Consider the following 20,651-nt stretch of genomic DNA (forward strand, 5'->3'; position numbering starts at 1 on the left):
GTTAGAAGGAGTTTAGTTAACAATTATCATTGTTGGGGTTGATACCTTTCACTAAACTCCCTTGACTTCCAAAGCAAGGATTAGGAAATAATGTCTAAACTCCTTCTAACTCCCTTAACCCCTTTAGCTTCTTAAAGATGAAACAATATTCAATGAAGTTACTGCCCTTAGTCTTTGTGGCTATCTCTGCAGTAGCTTTTATGTCTTGCTCAGGCTGTTCTTCGCGAGGAGTAGGACATTATGATACAACACAGGTCGACACTATGTTGGCTGTTGATCTTGATAGTAATTCGTCAGGTGATGGAACGTATGTTTCTTCATGGACCTATCTCAACGATTCTGCAGTAGCCAATATGCAGAGTGCTCCAAACAAGAAGTCGCAGATAACGCCTTCTAATCGTATGAACATTCGTGTACGTTATCTTGGACGTGTAGGTGTTGAAGCATGTATGATTCTTGGTGATGGCGAACAGTTTGCGGGTAACAGTTATGATACAACCAACTATGTTCGTGTCTATGCGTATGGAGAGGAGGTTGGGCGATTCAGTTATAAGCCTGGTATCAGTAAGCAGACTGACTCTGCCTTCGTTCAGACTCCAGAAGCATTTGTTGAGTGTCTTAGGAAATATCGTTCTTTTAAGATTGAAACAACGACTTTTACCAGTGGCACACTCGTTTACAGTTTTGATGCTATTGCTGCATTGGCAAAGAGAAAACAAAAGTAAGGTGTTACCTTTATTGTAACCTTTGTTTTACTACAATAGCATTGTTTATATCTCTAATTATCAGAATATAACATTATAAAAAGGCAGTATTTAAAGGATAAAACATTATGAAGAAAGGACTTGTATTAGAAGGAGGAGCCATGCGTGGATTGTTTTCTGCTGGTGTAATGGATGTTCTGATGGAAAATAACATATGGCCTGATGGCGTTATTGGCGTTTCTGCGGGTGCGGCTTTTGGTTGTAACATGAAGTCAAAGCAGGCAGGACGTGTGCTCAGATACAATCAAAAGTTGGCAAACGACTGGCGTTATGCTTCTTTGCGTTCACTCTTAAAAACAGGTGATTACTATGGTGGTGAATACGCTTACCATTATATGCCTCGTCATATTGATTACTTCGATGTTGATACTTTCCGTGAGAATCCAATGGAGTTTTGGGCTGTATGTACAAACGTTGGAACGGGTAAAGCGGAGTATAAGCGACTGATGGAGGTTGATAATAATTGTTTAGAGTATATTCGTACCTCTGCATCTATGCCTATTGCTGCTCGTATTGTGACGGTAGAAGGCAAGAAACTTTTGGATGGTGGTATTGCAGATTCTATTCCTCTCCGCTTCTTTCAGGAACAAGGCTATGAGCGTAATTTGGTTGTTCTTACTCAGCCAGAGGGTTTTGTGAAAGAGCCAAACTCACTGATGCCCCTTATGCGTATGTGGTTGCATCGTCATCCACGTGTTGTAAAAGCTTTGGAGCAACGCCATATCATGTATAATGAGCAGTTAGCTTACGTCCGTGAAGAAGAAAAGAAGCCTAATACCTTAGTGCTTCGTCCTAAAGCAAAACTAACAATAGGACATTTCTCACACGACCCAGCAATGATGCAAGCCACCTATGATCAAGGTCGGGAAGTAGCTTTAGAACATCTAAACGAAATAAAGAATCTGTTTGGAGTAGGTGAGGTAAAATAAGTTTTTAACTATTCTTTAAAATTGAATCTTATGGAATTAATAACCAATGAAACATCATTGAATACGCATTTCAATAAACTAATTTGTTCATTTAAGCATGTTTGTGTAGCTGTAGCATGGGCAACTGACCAATGCTCCATGTATGATGTACTATGTCAGAATGAAAGTAAGATAGAAAAGATGATTGTCGGATTGAATTTCACACGTACAACTCCAAAATTCATAAACAGGTTCAAGTCTAATGAGAATGTTCATTTCCTTGAATTACGTTCACATACTTTTCATCCTAAATTTTACTTCTTCTACAATAGTTCTTCTGACTGGAGTTTAATAATTGGTAGTTCAAACTTCACAGGGGGAGGATTTGGATTAAACATGGAAGCATGCGTTCTTATAAACAGCGAAGACAAACAAAATGACTTTTATAAGCAATGTACTGACTATATCAACAATGTTTGGGAACAATCAGCTCGGCTTACCTCAGATGATTTTAAAAAGTATAAAGCAAAATTTAAAAAACAGAAGAAAGAGCATCTTTATGACAAATACAAGTTTCCTCTTACCAAGTATGGTGCAATCATAGATTCGCTTAGTTGGGAAGAGTATGTTAAGAGGGTGATGCAAGATAAAGATAGCGTAGAAGTTCGGTGTCAAATTCTGAAGAAAGCGCATGAGTTTTTTAACAAGTATAGTTCATTTAAGGATTTCCCAGATAACGAAAGGAAATGTGTTGCGGGCATTCAACGTGAGCTACCTGGTATGGAAAATGTAGATTGGGGATTCTTTGGTACTTGTTCAGGCAATGGTAACTTTACGAAGGCTATCATTGATAACAATACAAAACTTGTTGAGGCTATTGATGCTATACCCTTAGAAGGTGAGGTTACAGTTGAACAGTATAAGAAGTATTGTTCTATATGGAAGAAAGAATTTAAAGAACCTGTGGCACTTGCTTCACGCCTTCTTGTAATGAAACGCCCTGACTTATTTGTATGTATCAATAGCCGTAATAAGAAGTTACTATGCAATGAATTTGCCATTTCTCAATCATCGTTATCAATGGATTCTTATTGGGATGAAATTGTTTCTCGAATACAAACTTCTGTATGGTATAAAGATAGTTGTCCAAAATCTCATTCTGAAAAAGAAATTTGTCAGTATATGGCAGCAATGCTTGATAGTATTTACTATCAAAAAGATAATTGAATAATAGATAAAATATGATATTTAAAACCTTTGCAGTATAAGAATCTTGGAATATGATTTTGGTATAGAATAAGTAAACTGTAATGTAAACTAAAAAAAACATATATGGATAACCAATTGAACAACAGTAATAAAATAAATATTCTTTTTATTTGCTTAGGTAATATTTGTCGCTCTCCGGCTGCACATGCTGTGATGCAACATCTTGTTGAGGAACGAGGCTGTGCAGACCGATATATGATTGATTCTGCGGGAATTGGTAATTGGCATGTTGGACAGTTACCTGATAAGCGTATGCGTGAACACGGTCGACAGCGTGGATATAGCGTTGACCACCGTGCTCGTCAATTCGATGCGCGCAGAGATTTTGAACTATTCGATAAGATTGTCGTAATGGACGAGGATAATTATCGTAACATTACGTCTCAGGCACCTAATGAAACGGCACGAGAAAAGGTCGTACGAATGGCAGATTTCTTTACTCAACATCCTTCTGCTACTTGTGTTCCTGATCCTTATTATGGTGATGCAGACGATTTTAACTTAGCTATTGATTTAATAGAAGACGGTTGTGAGGGTCTTCTTAATACTATCTAAGGCTTCCCAAGTTAGGGCAGTATAGTTCTCCTCTAACAATAAACAATAGTCATTTTAATGAGCTATTGTTAGGTATTAAGTACTCCACACCATTGGTGTTAACCGTTAGCACACATGGTGCTAAGCATCCGCACGATGTGTGCTGGGCGTTAATACGTCAGTAGACAATGGACTGAAAAGGTCATAATAAGTATTATAAAAAACTCCCATAACAAGCCATTGTTGGTAATGTTATGGGAGTTTTTATTTTATCCTTTGTTTTCTCAGACTATTCCATAGTCTTCAATATCTCCTGACAGAGCATATAACTCTTAATCATCATGCGTGGAACGTGGAATGGTCCTTTGAAGATATTACCCTTTGCAGGCTGTGCAACGGTTCCGTCACGATGTAGGTAGCCATACCACTCTGGATAGTCTTGATCAGGGAAGTGGGCGTATGTCCACTCGCTAATGCGTTGATGACGATAGAGATATTCCTCGTCGCCAGTTCCAAGGTAAGCATAGAGAGAGGCAATGATTGTCTCGCACTGTGGCCACCAGAACTTCATATCCTGTGAGTAGTCCTGTGGTGGGAGGTTACGGCAGTCTCGGAAGTTGATGATACCACCATATTGCTTGTCCCATCCCCAGTCCCATGACCAATCGAAGATGGTGAGGGCGGTGTCGAGTAGGTCTTTGTCCCAGTTGCGCAACTTAGCTTCCTCCATGATAAACCATGCGGTCTCAATACAATGACCAGGGTTGATGGTACGTGCTGCATTGGTGTCAATGAATTCTCCCTTTGGACCGACTGTTTCAAGCAATGCCTTGAACTCCGGGTGCATGAAGTAGCGACGGAGTAATGAGATAGACTCATCAATCTGCTGGGTTAGTGTTGGATCGTCAATCACTGCACGCAGACGTGAGCCAACGTTGATGAGAATCATAATGATAGAGTGGCTCTGCATCTCTACACCAGCTTCATATTTAGCTGGAAGGAAGCCCGGAGTAGAGAGGAAACGCTGTGCATCGTGGAATACCTGCAACGCCCTTTCTGCATAATGCTTGTCACCTGTAGCCAAAGAGTATTCGGCAAAAGCTATTGCAGCAAAAGTCTCTGAGAAAACATAGCGACGCTTACGCAGTGGCTTACCCTCTGCTGTTACTTCAAAATACATGTGTCCATTCTCGTCAAAGCAATGCTTCTCAATGAAGTCAATGGCAGACTTTGATGCCTCAAGCCATTCCTGATTCTTCTCTACATTGTTGTATGCAAAAGCGCAGATGAATGCCCATCGGCCTTGGAACCACACCGACTTGGTCGTGTCCATCAATGAACCATCACGGTCTAAGCAGGTGTATATACCGCCATTCTCCTTGTCCCAACCATGGTTCAACCAGAAAGGCATAATGTTGTTTGTTAGGTCGTTCTTATAGGTTTCAGCCCATGAACGTAAGTATTCTTTCTTATCCATAATTTTAGGTGATATAGACAATGTGTTAATTTCCAAATGGATTGTACAGTAAGGAGGGCAGTCTGTACCGTTGTATAGCTGTCCTTTACTTCTGTCCTTTGGCAAAATTAGGACTAATTTATCAATTATCCAAAGAAAAGAATTGAAAACTCTTTCTTTATTGCCTATAGAATATGTCTTACTTTAGTACTTTAGCAAGGAAGCGAGAAGTGTAGCTCTCTTTGTTTTTTGCCACAACCTCTGGTGTACCACAACTCAACATGCGACCGCCACCACGACCACCTTCTGGTCCCATGTCAATGATGTAGTCTGCAAGTTTGATGACATCGAGGTTGTGTTCGATGATGATAACGGTGTTGCCACGGTCAACAAGTTTCTGTAATACGTCCATCAAGATACGAATATCTTCAAAATGAAGACCAGTTGTAGGCTCATCAAGGATGTAAAGTGTCTTACCTGTGTCACGCTTTGCAAGTTCTGTTGCCAACTTAACACGCTGACTCTCACCGCCAGAGAGGGTAGTAGAACTTTGTCCAAGCTTGATATAGCCCAAACCAACATCCTGTAATGCCTTGATCTTCGGCAGTATCTGTGGTACGTTCTCAAAGAATTCTACAGCCATATTGACTGTCATATCCAATACGTCTGCAATGGATTTTCCCTTAAAACGCACTTCCAATGTTTCTCGATTATAGCGTTTGCCGTGACAAACCTCGCAAGGTACCATCACGTCAGGTAGGAAGTTCATTTCAATGGTTTTGTAACCATTACCTCCACAGGTCTCACAGCGTCCTCCTTTCACATTGAAAGAGAATCGTCCAGGTTTGTAACCACGAATTTTAGCTTCGGGAAGATTGACGAAAAGTTGACGTATGTCGGAGAACACGCCTGTATAAGTTGCAGGATTACTGCGTGGTGTACGGCCGATAGGACTTTGGTCAACGTTCACCACTTTATCAATGTTATCAATGCCTTCAATCTTTCCGTAAGGCATAGGACGTTTCAGTGAGCGGTAGAAGTGTTGTGAAAGTATAGGCTGCAAGGTCTCATTGATGAGGGTACTCTTACCTGAACCAGACACACCAGTGACGACAATTAGTTCACCAAGTGGGAAGGTTACGTTTACGTCTTTTAGGTTATTACCCTTACAACCTGTGAGTTGTATGGTTTTTCCATTCCCTTCTCTGCGCTCCTTAGGAAGTTCAATGGCACGTTCACCATTTAGATATTGTGCTGTAAGTGTGTGTGTTTTGAGCATGTCTGCAGGCTTCCCTTGGAAGACAACCTCACCACCTTTGCGTCCAGCTTTAGGTCCGATGTCTACAATCCAGTCCGCAGCACGCATCATGTCTTCGTCGTGTTCAACAACGATAACCGTATTTCCCATGTCACGTAATTCTTTCAGAGAGTTTATGAGACGCTCGTTATCGCGTTGATGAAGACCAATAGAAGGCTCGTCGAGGATGTAGAGCACGTTAACAAGTTGTGAACCAATCTGCGTTGCAAGGCGAATACGTTGACTCTCACCACCAGAAAGCGTAGCACTTTGACGGTTCAACGCAAGGTAATCAAGCCCCACATCGAGTAGAAAGTTTATACGTTTACGAATCTCCTTTATGATTTCAACGGCGATAGTACGCTGCTTTTCGCCCATGTGTTCCTCAACATGATCAACCCAGTCTTTCAACTCGTTGATATCCATTTCAGCAAGGTCAGCAATGTTTTTATCCGATATCTTATAGGATAGAGCCTCACGATTTAAACGATGACCATGACATTCTGGACATTGTGCTTCGGCTATGAACTGGTCAGCCCACTTCTTTCCAGCTGAGGAATCATCGTTCTCCATGACCGTACGGAGATACTTAATGATACCATCAAAGGACACAAAGTAATCGGAGGTGGTATGTACAAGCTCTTTAGCAATCTTCAACTTCTCCAAAGAACCATATAAAACCTCGTCCATTGCCTCCTTAGGAATATCCTTGACAGGGGTCTTTAGGTCACAATCATGCCTTTTTAAAAGAGCGTCTATCTGCCAGAAAATCATCTGGTTCTTGTATTTTCCTAAAGGAACTATTGCACCACTGTAAATGTCTTGTTTGTCATCTGGAATTACTTTCTTCAAGTCAATCTCATCAATCACACCTAATCCTTTACACTGTGGACAGGCTCCTTCGGGTGAGTTGAATGAGAAAATGTTTGGCGCTGGGTCTTTGTATGCTATTCCAGTGACTGGGTCCATTAGTCGTTTAGAGAAGTACTTGGCTTCGTCTCGTTCGTTATCAAGAATCATTATCAAGCCTTCTCCCTGCTTCATTGCAGTTGAAACGGTCTTTGCCAAACGCTCACGTAGCGTGTTAGTCTCCGTACCCCCGAGTTTCATCTTGTCGATAACAACCTCAATGTTATGGTTCTTGTAGCGGTCAACTTTCATACCACGTGTTAACTCTTGTACCTCTCCATCGACACGGATATACAAGTAACCCTTGCGCCGCATCTGCTCAAAGAGTTCACGATAATGACCTTTACGGTTGCGGACAAGTGGTGAGAGAATATATATCTTGCGGTCTTGATAATCAGACATAATCATATCCACCACTTTCTCCTCAGTGTATTTCACCATCTTTTCACCGCTCATATAAGAGTAAGCCTCACCTGCACGTGCAAAGAGAAGGCGGAGGTAGTCATATATCTCCGTAGTTGTACCAACGGTAGAGCGGGGATTCTTATTGGTTGTCTTCTGTTCAATGGAGATGACAGGGGATAGTCCTGTTATCTTATCTACGTCCGGACGCTCCATGTTTCCAAGGAAGTTGCGTGCGTAAGCAGAGAAGGTTTCAATGTATCGACGCTGACCTTCGGTGAAGATAGTGTCGAATGCAAGCGAACTTTTGCCTGAACCAGAAAGTCCAGTGAAGACAGTAAGTGAGTTGCGTGGGATAGTTATGTCTACATTCTTCAGATTATGTACTCTGGCTCCGAAGACTTCTATTTTCTCGTTCATGGGGTTGTTGGGTGTTAAATGTTTGGTGTTTGGTGTTGAATGTTTGGTGTTGATGGATAGTTGGGTGTTAAATGTTTGGTGTTTGGTGTTGAATGTTTGGTGTTGATGGATAGTTGGGTGTTTGTTGTTTGGTGATGGGTGTTGATGATTAGTACTGTGTTGATGGTTTCCTTGAAGATAACCACTGATGAAAATCGCTATTCATCACCACCTATCACCCATCCAACATCACCTTGTCGACTGTGTGTAACCTCTGAGAAGGTTAACATCTCGTCGGATGTGGAACTCTTTGCCGTCAGCTCCTTTGGCGGTTACATTGACGAAGTAAGTTCCTTGGACAACATCTTTGCCTTTATACTTACCATCCCAGCCACCAGCAGGGTCATTCCATTCGTATATCTTTTGTCCCCAACGGTTAAAGATGATAGCTTTAAACTCTACAATACTCTTATATCCGGGCTTTGCACGATAGATATCATTGATGCCATCGCCATTGGGTGAGAAAGCATTAGGCATCTGTAGGATACTCTCACTGATGGAGAAACTAATAGTATTGTAGCGTGTAGTGTCATTATTCAAGATTTCATAAAGCACTACTCTCGTTGTTCCTGCCTCTGTAAAGGTGTATTCGGTATTCTCATCATAACGGATAAGAAAAGCCGAACGCGGGTTATTTTGATTGAAGAAGTGCCATTCGTAATGGGTTGCTGCGTCCCTTGTTGTAGGTGGATTGGCTGAGAACGCAATTGTCAAAGGAGCCGAACCAACATAAGTGTCACCTGCGGCTATTGTATTGGTTTCACCATTTGCATCGGTATATTTACCTGAGGGTTGGCAATCTTGTGCCCATGCCATAGAAGAGAGAAGCATAGACACCATCACCCCCAATAGTCTAAATTTATATTGTTTCATTCCAATAGTTCGTTTGATGTTACCTTGAAAAATGTATAATCGTGCAAATTTACACAATTTTTCCCATACAAACAAGTAAATCTATCTGCCTGAATAGGATAATAATATGTATTTCTATCTGATAAAACTTAAATAGCATATCCTCTTGCGGTGGCACTTCTTTAGAACTGACAATATTGTATTCTCTTTGAGAAAGGAAGGCTTTATATCAATTCTGTCCTGTTTGGGTGGGGTATTCTAACTCTTTTTCTAACCCAAGTTTAACACCCACTTCGCCTAATTGTTACTGTCACCGTACTTTCCTCATTTTTCTTATGGGCTCTGTGTCCTACAAATTTTATTCTTTTTGAATGGTGAGTGTTTTAAGTTCAACTTATCGTATATCTGTTTTGCTTGCTTCGAAGGACTACTGCACTGGCGCATCTCGATGGTTTCACCTAATGGATTCTTCCCTTTTGTGGTGACGAGCTTTTGGGTGCTCATACGTCGTACTATCTCGGTCCAGTAACAGGATTCTCCTTCTCGTTTTAATTGACAACGGATAGTGTTTACCACCCAGTAGGCTAATAAACCGAAGAAAAGGTGTGCGTCGCTTCGCTCATCTTTCTGATGATAGATAGGACGGAGGTTGAGATCATTCTTTAGTTGTCTGTTCGTACATTCTATCTCACGAATGAGATTGTAGTATTCCCATGTTACACGTTCAGAAAGTGTCCTGACATTGCTGCGGAGGAAATAGACTCCATGACCAGATTCCATTGCCGAGAGGTCTTTTATCTCCCAGTCTACACGCAGCATCTGCTTGGGTTTCTTCTCGTTTTTTATGTAGCTTATCTGGTAGAACTTCGCTATAGAAGGGTACTTCTGTATGGCACGTCCTGTACGTTCAACAACCTTTTCATAGGTTTTTGTTCCACCTTTCTTGGAGATTCCATTGTTTATCCTCTGCAGTTCCATCTCAAAACGCTCTCTCCAAACCCTGTTCATGGACGACTCTGTCATAGCTTTCGAAGGAGATGTTATTTCGAGATAATAATCCTTATCATCCTCTGTCTTAACCTCTTTCAGCGTTATCTTCTGCCGACGGGCATCCATTACCGTAACACTCTTGTTATCATCACTGAGCGTATAGTCCTTCATTTGCGTACGGGATACGCAGAGATAATTGTAACCCTTTTTCTTTATTAACTCCAAGTTCTCTTCTGTGGCAACACCTGCATCCATGACAACAAGCGTATCCTTGCTTCGTGATGGATTCCTCTTTGCCAGCGTATCAATCATATTGGGTAGAGACTTGGGATCTGCTGTATTACCCTCTAAGATTGAAGAATAACGTATAAAACCTTCTTTATTGATACATAATGCAAGTACAAGTAGCTTACAGTCAGAGCGTTTTTCTTTTGAACGACCGAACTTGGCTTTATCGCTATTACGCTTGCTACCCTCGAAATAGAAGTTGGTTAAGTCGAAGAGCATCAACTTGTTGTCTATATTAAAGAGAACGTCAGTAATGCTGCACAGATGATGCTCTAACTGTTCCTTTAGTTCATATAATTTATCAGTGATTTTATACAGAGAATTGATTCCTGGTGTCCAGCCAGGAACTCCACTATAAAGTTCAGCGGCAGCCGAGTTATCGCGCAAATAATAATAAGATGAACGTTCAGAAACTGCATATACCGTGCGAACAATCAATGCTGACAAAGCCGTGTGTATTGCATTCTCCGTCCACCCGTTTTTGTGCAGAAAACCCTCTAATTGTAGCTTGTCTATTGTCTGCTTGCAGAGCCACTCTGCACCAACATTCCTTGCGTCAGTATAGTTTGCCGTCTCAAGGTCAATATAGTTCTCATATTTTCTCAGCGACTTCTGCTCTTCCTTATTAAACCGATCGATTCCACCTTCTTTCTCCATACGGATCCACCATTCGTCAGCCTTTGCCTGTTCAATAGGAGTAAGACCGTCAAGATGTTTTTTAAAAAGCGAGGGTGTACTTCTGTTTTTGAAGCGTTCGGTAAGAGCGTATGCAATTTTTCGAACCTGTACAGCAGTAAGTGAAGGTTCGAACCCGATGTTCAACAGAATTAGCGAATGTACATGACCCTGCACGTCACGATATGACTCCTTGATGCGATAATAAGGAGCCATGTCCCCTGTGGCAGGGTTGAATCGTGTCTGTACATTTGCGTGCATGAGTGCAAAGTAACAAAATATTTTTGATATGGCTGTGTCCTACAAATCAGATTTTACTCCTCGCAACAATACTCTACACTTGATTATCAATCATTTATCAAATTGATACTACACAAAACATCCCGAAAATTTATGAAAAATAATTTTGCCAGTTAAACTTGGGCTAACAATAAAGTGGCTTAGTTCTATCAATATTTTGTAAGGTGTTTAATAGTCCGCACCATTGGTGCTTACCCTTAGCACCATTGGTGTTGATGCTTCGCACCACTGGTGTTGAGTATCAGTATCATGAAAGAACATGGTAGGAAAGGAGGATTGATGTCATAAAATAATATCTAATAGGAGATTATTGAAAACTCAGATAAGAATGCTTTATTTGGCAATAATAAATGAAATGCTGTAAGTGTTTTTGTGTTTTTTATCATTCTACATCTTTTGATTACAGATTTCTTTTGTATATTTGCAGTTGTAATTTGTTACTGATTGAAAACAAAAGTATGTTTATGAGAAATTATTTAAAATATCTTATGCTATTTTTGGCTATGACTTTTAGTTATAGCGTGTTGGCTCAAAGTGTTCAATGGCGTGATCAACATAAGGTGAAACGTAAGGAAACTATCTTTGGTATTGCTAAAGAATATGGTGTTACAATTCCCCAACTTCTTGATGCAAACCCTGCAATGAAGCAGGCTGGTTATGAACTGAAGAAAGGTGATTTAATCTTTGTACCATATTCAAAGGAGGGCGATTTCCTTCCAGATGGTTCTGTGAAAGGTAAGACGGACAAGAAAGCTGCTGCAAAGTCTACTGTTGCTCAGGCTCCTGTAAAGGCTGTTAATGCTATCCGAGTTGGTGTTATGCTTCCTTTGCATAATCAAGATGGAGATGGAAAGCGTATGGTTGAATACTATCGTGGTATCTTATTGGCGCTTAATCAATTGAAGAGTGAGGGAATTACTACAGAGGTTCACGCTTGGAATGTGCCTAAGGGTGCTGATATCCGCAATACCTTACTTGAGCCAAATGCTTCAAAGTTAGATATTATCTTTGGCCCTCTTTATTCTGAACAGGTAAAACCATTGGCGGACTTCTGCCGTGCGTACGATATTAAACTCGTTATTCCTTTCTCTATATCAGGCAATGATGTAGAGACAAATCCTAATATTTTCCAAGTATATCAGACGGAGGCTTCGTTAACAAATAAGGCGATAGCATCTTTCTTAGAGCGTTTCCAGAAGTCACATCATCCAATCTTTATTAATTGTAAGGATGAGACAAGTCAGGTGGGTGAGTTCACAACAAGCTTGAGAAAGCAACTCGATTTACAGAAAATCAAGTATAATCTCACAAGTTTAAAGTCATCTAATGCAGACTTTTCTAAGCATTTTGATGCTACTCGTCCTAATGTTGTGATTCTTAATTCAGAGAAAAGTCCACAGTTGAATGAGGTCTTTAACAAACTGGCTCAGCTGAAGAAAGCGCGTCCTAGCATTGCGATTAGCCTTTATGGTTACAACCAGTGGTTTGTTTATCAGGATTATTATCTTGATCAATACTTCAAGTATAACACTTATATCCCATCTACCTATTATTATAATAAGGCAGCGGATAAGACTAAGGAGCTCGAAGCAAAGTATACAGAGCAGTATGGTGAACCTATGTCAAGACAGTATATTCCACGTATGGCAATCACTGGCTATGACCAAGCAGAGTTCTTTGTACGTGGCTTGAAGGCTAATGGAAAGAACTTTAAGGGTACTGCTGCCGAGGTTAAGTATCGTCCATTGCAGACACGTTATGACTTTGTTCGTGTAGGACAGAGCGGATATATCAATGATAACTTCCAGCTGGTTCACTTCAAGACAGACCAGACAATGGAGAATCTTGTCTATTAAACTGTTGTAGAGAACCTTATTCAAAGATGAAGAATAGAATCTCAAGATTATTAGTTGTTATCCTACTTGCGCTGCCGTTGACTGCTGCAGCGCAGATAGGAGACCATCGTAACGACTTTGCTATTGGTGTAAATGGTGGTTACGTACTCTCTAATGTGGGCTTCACTCCGAGTGTAAGACAATCTATGCATGGTGGAGTAACCGGAGGATTGAGTGTTCGTTATGTATGCGAGAAGTACTTTAATACTATCTGTTCTATCTATGGTGAAATCAATTACGCCTCAGTAGGGTGGAAGGAAAAGATACTGACGGGTACTGATCAGCCTGTTATCAACTCTAACGGGGCTGCTGAAGCGTATTCACGCACTGTTAACTATGTTCAGATTCCGGTCTTTGCACACCTCGCATGGGGGCGTGAACAGAACGGTTTTAACTTCTTCTTCCAAGCAGGACCGCAGTTAGGACTCTACCTTGGAGAGTCAACATCAAAGAACTATGACACTCCTAACCTTGCAACTGATGGTACAGGGCGAAGCAATGCAGTAACAGCACAGGAGTCAATGCCAGTAGAAAAGAAGTTAGACTACGGTATTGCAGCAGGCTTAGGTTTAGAGTATAGCAACCGACATGTAGGTCATTTCCTACTTGAAGCTCGTTACTACTATGGATTGAGTAATATCTATGGAAGTTCAAAGAAAGACTATTTTGGTAAGTCTAACTATGGTAACATCGTTGTTAAGGCTACCTACCTTTTTGACATAATCAAAACTAAATAAGATAAGCTATGTTTAAGAATCACCCAAAAGGATTGCTTCAAGCAGCCTTCAGTAACATGGGCGAACGCTTCGGTTACTACATTATGAATGCGGTTCTCGCATTGTTCTTGTGTTCTAAGTTCGGTCTGTCAGACGAAACGTCGGGTCTGATTGCGTCACTTTTTTTGGCAGCAATCTATGTCATGAGCTTGGTTGGTGGTGTTATTGCTGACCGTACACAAAACTATCAGCGTACTATTGAAAGTGGTCTTGTCGTGATGGCACTGGGGTATGTGGCGTTGTCTATCCCAGTTCTTGCTACACCTGAAAACAATTCCTATCTGCTTGCTTTCACTATCTTTGCTTTGGTATTGATTGCTGTTGGTAATGGATTGTTTAAAGGTAATTTACAGGCAATCGTCGGTCAGATGTATGATGATTTTGAGACTAAAGCGGCAAAAGTTTCACCCGAGCGTTTGAAATGGGCACAGGGACAGCGTGATGCAGGTTTCCAGATTTTCTATGTATTCATTAATTTGGGTGCATTGGCAGCTCCATTCATAGCTCCTGTATTGCGTAGCTGGTGGTTGGGGCGCAATGGTCTAACTTATGATGCAGCTCTACCACAGCTTTGCCATAAATATATCAATGGTACTATTGGTGACAATCTCGATAATTTGCAGGAACTTGCAACCAAGGTAGGTGGTAATACTGCTGATTTGGCATCATTCTGTCCTCATTATCTTGATGTGTTCAATACTGGTGTTCATTATAGCTTTATTGCCAGTGTTGTTACCATGCTCATTTCTCTTATTATCTTCATGAGTTCAAAGAAACTCTTCCCAATGCCAGGCAAGAAGGAGCAGATAGTTAATGTTGAGTATACTGAGGAGGAGAAGGCGTCAATGGCAAAGGAAATTAAGCAGCGTATGTATGCTCTTTTTGCTGTATTGGGTATCAGTGTGTTCTTTTGGTTTTCATTCCATCAGAATGGTCAGAGCCTCTCTTTCTTTGCGCGTGATTTCGTCAATACAGATTCTGTAGCACCAGAGATATGGCAGGCAGTAAACCCATTCTTTGTAATCTCTCTTACCCCATTAATTATGTGGGTTTTTGCCTATTTCACCAAGAAAGGTAAGCCTATTTCTACACCTCGTAAGATTGCCTATGGTATGGGTATCGCTGGTTTTGCTTATCTTTTCTTAATGGGATTTTCACTGGTTCATAATTATCCTTCAGCTGAGCAGTTCACTTCTCTTGAGCCTGCTGTCCGTGCAACGATGAAGGCTGGTCCGATGATTCTTATCCTTACTTACTTCTTCCTGACCGTTGCTGAGTTGTTTATCTCTCCACTGGGTCTGAGTTTTGTAAGTAAGGTTGCTCCTAAGAATCTTCAGGGACTTTGTCAGGGCTTATGGTTAGGTGCTACAGCTGTTGGTAATGGCTTCCTTTGGATTGGTCCATTGATGTATAACAAGTGGTCAATTTGGACTTGTTGGCTTGTATTTGCCATCGTATGTATCATTTCTATGGCTGTTATGTTCGGTATGGTGAAGTGGCTGGAGCGTGTAACGAAGTCTTAATGTAAAATGATTGACCTCTTATAAGGGAATTATAGTTAATTGATTTTGAGTATTTAGGGCATTGTCAAATAACCAAATGAATCTTGGCGGATTTTATAAAATATTATTGGTGTCCGATAAAACTTTTTTGGAGTTATCTGCGTTAGTTAAAATAGACTTAAACTTATGATTTCATTAATTTATCTGGTTATTATAGGGCTTTCCTTGTCAATATAAGCATATTTTATAATGCTTACAGTTTGAAACCGAAAACCAAGCCCCTGGATAAGTAAAACGGCTGAAACACCGATGAGTAAAGAGATACAGAGCTTTCAGTTTATTTTTACCGGACAGCAATAATAAAATATTTGAGTCAATGCTAATGCTATAAGAAAGTGGATATGTCATAACTTATATAGTTGACATATCCACTTATATTTTGTTCGTATTTTTCAAATGCTAAATTTTAATAGATGCCCTTTTAGCTTTGAAAAGACACCTAATTGGCTTCTAAAAGATGCTCTTTTGAGGTGTTACTAACGCCCTTTTGAAGGCTAACTAAGCACCTTTTCTTGCACAACTTTGTAATAGCTTGATTCATTGATGATTATAAATGCGAGAAAAATAAGCTTTTAAACTCCATTTTGAGGCATAAACAACCTTAGAGGTGTAATTATTTTTCAAAATGTTTTCGTGCTCGATTTTCCGCTCAAAAACCTATACTGTCAATTCTATCATGAGTCCTTCTGGTCCTATGATAGAACTCTCGTAAAAACCATCACCAGTGGTACGTGGTTCGCTGAAACACTCGTAATGAGCAGCTTTTAATTCTTCAGTCTTTGCATTCACAGCTTCCTTATTTCCAAGAGCAATAGATATATGGATGAATCCAGCTCGGAAGATATCCTTCAAAGGCTCCGTTACTTCCGAGCGTGACATAATCTCCAGTTTTGCTCCGTTATCAGGGAAGGAGAGGATATAAGTCTTTAACCCTGTACGTGGATTATGATATTGTTCATTGGATGTACAGTTAAAGTACTTCATGAAAAATTGCTTTACTGCCTCAAGGTCTATGCAGTATAAAGCAACGTGATCTATTCTCATGATTATTTTATTTTGTCTTTTAAGTATCTACCAGTCAGGCTTTCTTTGCAGCGAGCCACATCTTCTGGTGTAGCAGCTATTACGAGTTTTCCACCCTTATCACCACCATCAGGACCAAGGTCGATGACATGGTCAGCACACTTGATGACATCGAGGTTATGTTCGATGACTAATATCGTATGTCCACGTTCGATGAGCGCATTGAAAGCATGGAGTAGACGATCGATATCATGGAAGTGTAGACCCGTTGTTGGCTCATCAAAGATGAAGAGTGTTGGTTCTTGCTGTTCTTGTCCAATGAAGTAGGCGAGTTTTACACGTTGGTTTTCACCACCAGAGAGGGTAGAAGAGTTTTGTCCGAGTTTGATGTAGCCTAATCCGACATCTTCCAACGGTTTAAGTTTGTTGACAATCGCTTTGCGTTTGTGCTCACTGAAGAATTGGATAGCCTCAGAGACAGTCATGTTCAAGACGTCGTTGATATTCTTACCTTGGAACTGTACGTCAAGAATCTCGCGTTTGAAACGTTGTCCGTGACACTCCTCACACTCTAAGACAAGGTCTGCCATAAACTGCATCTCTACCGTGATGACACCCGCACCCTTACATTCTTCGCAGCGACCGCCCTCAGTATTAAATGAGAAATACTGTGGTGTGAAGCCCATCTGTTTTGACAACTGCTGGTCAGCAAATAGCTTTCTTATTTCATCGTATGCCTTCACGTAAGTAGCGGGGTTAGAGCGTGTACTCTTACCGATAGGGTTCTGGTCTACAAACTCCACGTGTTTAATCTGCTTCCAGTCACCTCCAAGAGAAGAATATTCGCCAGGGGTGTCGGCAACCTCATCCAAATGACGTTTGAGAGCAGGGTAGAGAATACCTTTCACAAGGGAAGACTTTCCGCTACCGCTAACTCCTGTCACCACAGTAAAGACATTCAGAGGGAACTTTACGTCAACACCTTTAAGGTTATTCATGTGTGCTCCCTTCAATTCTATCGCCATATTCCATGGTCGACGACTTGTAGGTGTTTCGATAACTTCCGTTCCTGTGAGGTATTTAATGGTATATGAACGAGGGTACTGCTCCAATAATTGCTGTGATTGAGCATTGTTTTTTTCTTTAATATCTCCCTCTATTCGCTTGATATCAGATACTTTACCTTCGAATACAATCTCTCCACCAAGTCTACCCGCATCTGGTCCAACGTCAATCAGGTAATCAGCAGCACGCATAATTTCCTCATCATGTTCTACGACAACCACGGTGTTTCCTAATGCCTGAAGTTCTTTCAGTACGTGAATGAGGCGGTCGGTGTCACGACTATGCAAACCAATGGAAGGTTCGTCAAGTATATAGAGTGAGCCAACGAGGGAAGAACCAAGGGAAGTCGTGAGGTTGATGCGCTGACTTTCACCACCACTCAGTGTGTTTGATTGGCGGTTAAGGGTGAGATAGCCTAATCCTACATCTAAAAGGAACTGCAAACGACTTGTTATTTCGGTCATCAGTCGCTTACTGACTTCCTGCTTATGCTCTGTTAGTTCCAGTTTGTCGAACCATTGTTTAAGGTTGATGATTGGCATATCAACGAGGTCGGTGATAGCCATACCCCCAATCTTCACCCATGTAGCTTCCTTCTTTAACTTCGTACCGTGGCAGTCTGGACAAATAGTTTTGCCACGATAACGGCTGAGCATGACACGGTATTGAATCTTGTATTGGTTTTCCTTCAACATTTGGAAGAAGGTCTCAATACAGATACGGTCGTGGATATCTTTCTTTCTTTCGCTTGGCAGACCCTTCCAAAGGCTTTCCTTCTCAGCCTTTGTCAACTCAAAATAGGGCTTGAAGATAGGGAAATTGTCTTTTGCAGCACGTCTACAGAACTCATCTTTCCATGTTGCCATCTTCTCTCCATGCCAACATTGAACACAGCCATCATAGACAGAAAGAGAGGAGTCTGGGATAACCAACTTCTCATCTATTCCGATGACACGACCAAAACCTTCACAAGTAGGACAGGCACCGAGGGGAGAATTGAACGAAAACATATTATCGTTCGGTTCTTCAAAGCGTATGCCGTCTGCTTCAAAGCGTGTAGAGAAATCGTAAGTAAGCTTGGCTGGCAGAATCATTAACTGCATGTTGCCGTCGCCCTCATAGAAAGCGGTCTCGCAAGAGTCGGTGAGTCGGGTCAGTGTATCTTTGGAATTGTCAACTGAGAGACGGTCAATAACGAGATAGATATTCTTTGCTTTGTCCTTTGCCGTGCTTTTATTGTCATCATCAGCAGGGTTTTGTTCAAGCCAATCTTCTATACGGATAAAGTCGTTATCTACATAGATACGTGCATAACCTTCCTGCATCTCCATCTCAAGTTGGTTCTGTACGCTTCGTCCTTCAACAATGTGGAGTGGGGCAAGGATACAGAACTTGGTCCCTTCTGAGTAGGACATGACTTTCTCAATGACGTCTTCAACAGAGTGATGCTTCACTTCTTCGCCAGAGATAGGGCTGAATGTCCTACCAATGCGGGCATAGAGAAGACGGAGATATTCGTATATTTCGGTAGAAGTGCCCACTGTTGAACGTGGGTTACGTGATATAACCTTTTGCTCAATAGCAATAGCAGGAGGGAGTCCTTTGATGAAATCGACCTCAGGTTTAGACATTCTGCCTAAGAACTGACGGGCATAAGCAGAAAGACTTTCCACATATCGGCGTTGTCCTTCAGCGTAGAGTGTGTCGAAAGCAAGCGATGACTTGCCCGAACCTGATACGCCAGTAATGGCAACAAACTTACCTTGAGGGATTTTTACATCTATATTTTTTAGGTTGTTAACCTTAGCTCCTTTTACCTCAATATATTTATTCATATTTTCCAACTTTATTCTACATTTATCCTTATATACTCTTAAAAGAGATTTAAAGGATTAATCGCAAAATGCAAAATTACAAAAAAACTTTGGTTCTTTCTGATATTTACTTTATATTTGCACGCGATATTTGATTTTAAAAGAACACAATTATGAGAGTTAAGAAATTATTAGTTATTGCTTTGTTGGCCCTTCCAATGATGGGTATGGCACAAAGCTCATACGAGCAGATAGGCGAATCTGCAAGCATTACACAGTTTGAAAACAAGCAGAATAGCGCAGCTTACCAGCAATGGTTGAGCCAGTATGAAGAGTGTGGTCGTCAGATTAATGCAATATCTGAGCAGTACCAGCGTGAGGTTGAGAAGCGCGGCTATCCAAAGAAGAAGACTGTCAAGGCTAAGATAGCACTTGTAAATCAGTATATCAGTTTGTTGCAGCAGCAGCGTGATTCACCAGAACTGAATCAGGGTGTTGATCTTGACAAGGTGAATAGTAAGATTACTATGTGGCAGGAACAGCTTGAAGGTTTGGCTGCTTTGCTGAAGAAGATTTAAATCGTATTATATTGTAATATTAAAAGAGCTGTAACCGCTTTGGCAGTTACAACTCTTTTTTGTTTTATTGCTCTTCACCATCAGTGTTAAGCAGAATCTTTTTATTTCCTTTCTTTGCTTCGAAATAAGGTGGTTCATCTCTTAGCGATATACTGTCATAAATGAAAGGTGCAATAATAGTATCCTTACCGTCAGGAAGTATCAAGCCAAGTTTACCATCTAATTGGGCTATGAGCGGCATTGTTCGTAAGTCATCAACATAGACATAACAAGTACGAAGGAACTCATACTTCGGTTCAACGAGTGTACGCCCTCTGTGATCGAGAATACCAAACTTTCCTTTTCGTTCGATAACCTCATGATACTGAATGTAAATCTCACGTATAAGGTTCAGATACTTCACCATCTTTCGTTTATCGTTGACCAATGTTACGAGGTAATCGAAGGTGTCAGAGTAGTTTGCCATAGCACGAGCTAAGACAATCTTCATGTCTAATCCTTTGATAACCTTGCGGTTCAAGTCGATGTATCGTGCAATAGCAGCCTCCTTTTCCTTCATCGGTAGGTCTTTCAGATGCTCCTCAAAGCGTAGCATCTGTTGTTTGCTGCCGTGCATGGCTTTAATGTATCTATGTATCTGTCGCCCCATTTCGATGCACACGAAATGGCGTATCTGCTGCTCCTCTATAGGGTCAGCGTATTCCTGGTTGAAGTTGTCTTGCGTAATCATGGGCTTTTTCTCCTTTGTTTTTGCCAAAGATACTGACTTTTAATAGTTCTACCAAGGAATTAAAAGAATTTAATTCAAATGATTATCAAATGCTTTTATTTCTTG

15 protein-coding genes are annotated in these 20,651 nt (G+C 40.9%); 8 read left to right on the top strand and 7 right to left on the bottom strand.

What is annotated here, in order from left to right; translation table 11 throughout:
• The first annotated feature begins 137 nt into the window (after nt 1-137).
• From J4861_RS07340 to J4861_RS07355, 4 genes are all read left to right on the top strand, one after another.
• The gene (locus J4861_RS07340; protein ID WP_211812601.1) at nt 138-725 is read left to right on the top strand and encodes a hypothetical protein; all 588 of its coding nucleotides are present in this window, start codon (nt 138-140) and stop codon (nt 723-725) included.
• Between the two features lie 107 nt (nt 726-832).
• Nucleotides 833-1,693 (top strand): patatin-like phospholipase family protein, encoded by an 861-nt coding sequence (locus J4861_RS07345; protein ID WP_211817446.1) that lies wholly within the window; start codon nt 833-835, stop codon nt 1,691-1,693.
• A 30-nt stretch (nt 1,694-1,723) separates the two neighbouring features.
• Nucleotides 1,724-2,899 carry a phospholipase D family protein gene (locus J4861_RS07350; protein WP_211817447.1) on the top strand — a complete coding sequence of 392 codons (1,176 nt, stop codon included), beginning with the start codon at nt 1,724-1,726 and terminating at the stop codon, nt 2,897-2,899.
• Between the two features lie 105 nt (nt 2,900-3,004).
• Nucleotides 3,005-3,496, top strand: coding sequence for a low molecular weight protein-tyrosine-phosphatase (locus tag J4861_RS07355; protein ID WP_211817448.1), 492 nt, complete (start codon nt 3,005-3,007; stop codon nt 3,494-3,496).
• Nucleotides 3,497-3,764: 268 nt separating this feature from the next.
• Here the strand turns inward: J4861_RS07355 and J4861_RS07360 are convergent, their stop codons facing one another.
• The 4 genes from J4861_RS07360 to J4861_RS07375 form a co-directional block, all read right to left on the bottom strand.
• A complete protein-coding gene (locus J4861_RS07360; RefSeq protein WP_211817449.1) occupies nt 3,765-4,952 on the bottom strand; it encodes an AGE family epimerase/isomerase in 1,188 nt (395 codons plus the stop codon).
• Between the two features lie 178 nt (nt 4,953-5,130).
• Nucleotides 5,131-7,959, bottom strand: a complete 2,829-nt coding sequence (uvrA, locus tag J4861_RS07365; protein ID WP_211817450.1) for an excinuclease ABC subunit UvrA — start codon at nt 7,957-7,959, stop codon at nt 5,131-5,133.
• A gap of 228 nt (nt 7,960-8,187) precedes the next feature.
• Complete coding sequence (locus J4861_RS07370; protein ID WP_211817451.1) at nt 8,188-8,871, bottom strand: T9SS type B sorting domain-containing protein; 684 nt, start codon at nt 8,869-8,871, stop codon at nt 8,188-8,190.
• A 312-nt stretch (nt 8,872-9,183) separates the two neighbouring features.
• Nucleotides 9,184-11,064, bottom strand: coding sequence for an IS1634 family transposase (locus tag J4861_RS07375; protein ID WP_211817452.1), 1,881 nt, complete (start codon nt 11,062-11,064; stop codon nt 9,184-9,186).
• Nucleotides 11,065-11,567: 503 nt separating this feature from the next.
• On the opposite strand from J4861_RS07375, the gene J4861_RS07380 reads away from it, so the two are divergent.
• The 3 genes from J4861_RS07380 to J4861_RS07390 are packed head-to-tail and all read left to right on the top strand — an operon-like array spanning nt 11,568 to nt 15,297.
• A complete protein-coding gene (locus J4861_RS07380; protein WP_211817453.1) occupies nt 11,568-12,959 on the top strand; it encodes an amino acid ABC transporter substrate-binding protein in 1,392 nt (463 codons plus the stop codon).
• 26 nt (nt 12,960-12,985) lie between these two features.
• Nucleotides 12,986-13,735: a porin family protein gene (locus tag J4861_RS07385; protein WP_211817454.1), complete on the top strand. Its 750-nt coding sequence runs from the start codon at nt 12,986-12,988 to the stop codon at nt 13,733-13,735.
• A gap of 8 nt (nt 13,736-13,743) precedes the next feature.
• On the top strand, nt 13,744-15,297 hold the full coding sequence (locus J4861_RS07390; protein ID WP_211817455.1) for a peptide MFS transporter: 1,554 nt from the start codon (nt 13,744-13,746) through the stop codon (nt 15,295-15,297).
• 696 nt (nt 15,298-15,993) lie between these two features.
• Here J4861_RS07390 and J4861_RS07395 read toward each other — a convergent pair.
• Nucleotides 15,994-16,380, bottom strand: coding sequence for a VOC family protein (locus J4861_RS07395; protein WP_211805845.1), 387 nt, complete (start codon nt 16,378-16,380; stop codon nt 15,994-15,996).
• A gap of 2 nt (nt 16,381-16,382) precedes the next feature.
• Nucleotides 16,383-19,259: an excinuclease ABC subunit UvrA gene (gene uvrA, locus J4861_RS07400; RefSeq protein WP_211817456.1), complete on the bottom strand. Its 2,877-nt coding sequence runs from the start codon at nt 19,257-19,259 to the stop codon at nt 16,383-16,385.
• 152 nt (nt 19,260-19,411) lie between these two features.
• On the opposite strand from uvrA (J4861_RS07400), the gene J4861_RS07405 reads away from it, so the two are divergent.
• Entirely contained in the window at nt 19,412-19,816 is a 405-nt protein-coding gene (locus J4861_RS07405) for a hypothetical protein (protein WP_211817457.1), read from the top strand.
• Between the two features lie 64 nt (nt 19,817-19,880).
• Here J4861_RS07405 and J4861_RS07410 read toward each other — a convergent pair whose 3' ends face one another.
• A complete protein-coding gene (locus tag J4861_RS07410; RefSeq protein ID WP_211817458.1) occupies nt 19,881-20,546 on the bottom strand; it encodes a hypothetical protein in 666 nt (221 codons plus the stop codon).
• Between the last annotated feature and the right edge of the window lie 105 nt (nt 20,547-20,651).

It is taken from the genome of Prevotella melaninogenica (assembly GCF_018127925.1).
Lineage (GTDB): Bacteria > Bacteroidota > Bacteroidia > Bacteroidales > Bacteroidaceae > Prevotella > Prevotella melaninogenica_C.

Bases quoted from the DNA above. Each gene is read 5' to 3' on its own strand.
- J4861_RS07340 (WP_211812601.1), top strand. From the start codon at position 138: ATGAAACAATATTCAATGAAGTTACTGCCCTTAGTCTTTGTGGCTATC.
- J4861_RS07345 (WP_211817446.1), top strand. From the start codon at position 833: ATGAAGAAAGGACTTGTATTAGAAGGAGGAGCCATGCGTGGATTGTTT.
- J4861_RS07350 (WP_211817447.1), top strand. From the start codon at position 1,724: ATGGAATTAATAACCAATGAAACATCATTGAATACGCATTTCAATAAA.
- J4861_RS07355 (WP_211817448.1), top strand. From the start codon at position 3,005: ATGGATAACCAATTGAACAACAGTAATAAAATAAATATTCTTTTTATT.
- J4861_RS07360 (WP_211817449.1), bottom strand. From the start codon at position 4,952: ATGGATAAGAAAGAATACTTACGTTCATGGGCTGAAACCTATAAGAAC.
- uvrA (WP_211817450.1), bottom strand. From the start codon at position 7,959: ATGAACGAGAAAATAGAAGTCTTCGGAGCCAGAGTACATAATCTGAAG.
- J4861_RS07370 (WP_211817451.1), bottom strand. From the start codon at position 8,871: ATGAAACAATATAAATTTAGACTATTGGGGGTGATGGTGTCTATGCTT.
- J4861_RS07375 (WP_211817452.1), bottom strand. From the start codon at position 11,064: ATGCACGCAAATGTACAGACACGATTCAACCCTGCCACAGGGGACATG.
- J4861_RS07380 (WP_211817453.1), top strand. From the start codon at position 11,568: ATGAGAAATTATTTAAAATATCTTATGCTATTTTTGGCTATGACTTTT.
- J4861_RS07385 (WP_211817454.1), top strand. From the start codon at position 12,986: ATGAAGAATAGAATCTCAAGATTATTAGTTGTTATCCTACTTGCGCTG.
- J4861_RS07390 (WP_211817455.1), top strand. From the start codon at position 13,744: ATGTTTAAGAATCACCCAAAAGGATTGCTTCAAGCAGCCTTCAGTAAC.
- J4861_RS07395 (WP_211805845.1), bottom strand. From the start codon at position 16,380: ATGAGAATAGATCACGTTGCTTTATACTGCATAGACCTTGAGGCAGTA.
- uvrA (WP_211817456.1), bottom strand. From the start codon at position 19,259: ATGAATAAATATATTGAGGTAAAAGGAGCTAAGGTTAACAACCTAAAA.
- J4861_RS07405 (WP_211817457.1), top strand. From the start codon at position 19,412: ATGAGAGTTAAGAAATTATTAGTTATTGCTTTGTTGGCCCTTCCAATG.
- J4861_RS07410 (WP_211817458.1), bottom strand. From the start codon at position 20,546: ATGATTACGCAAGACAACTTCAACCAGGAATACGCTGACCCTATAGAG.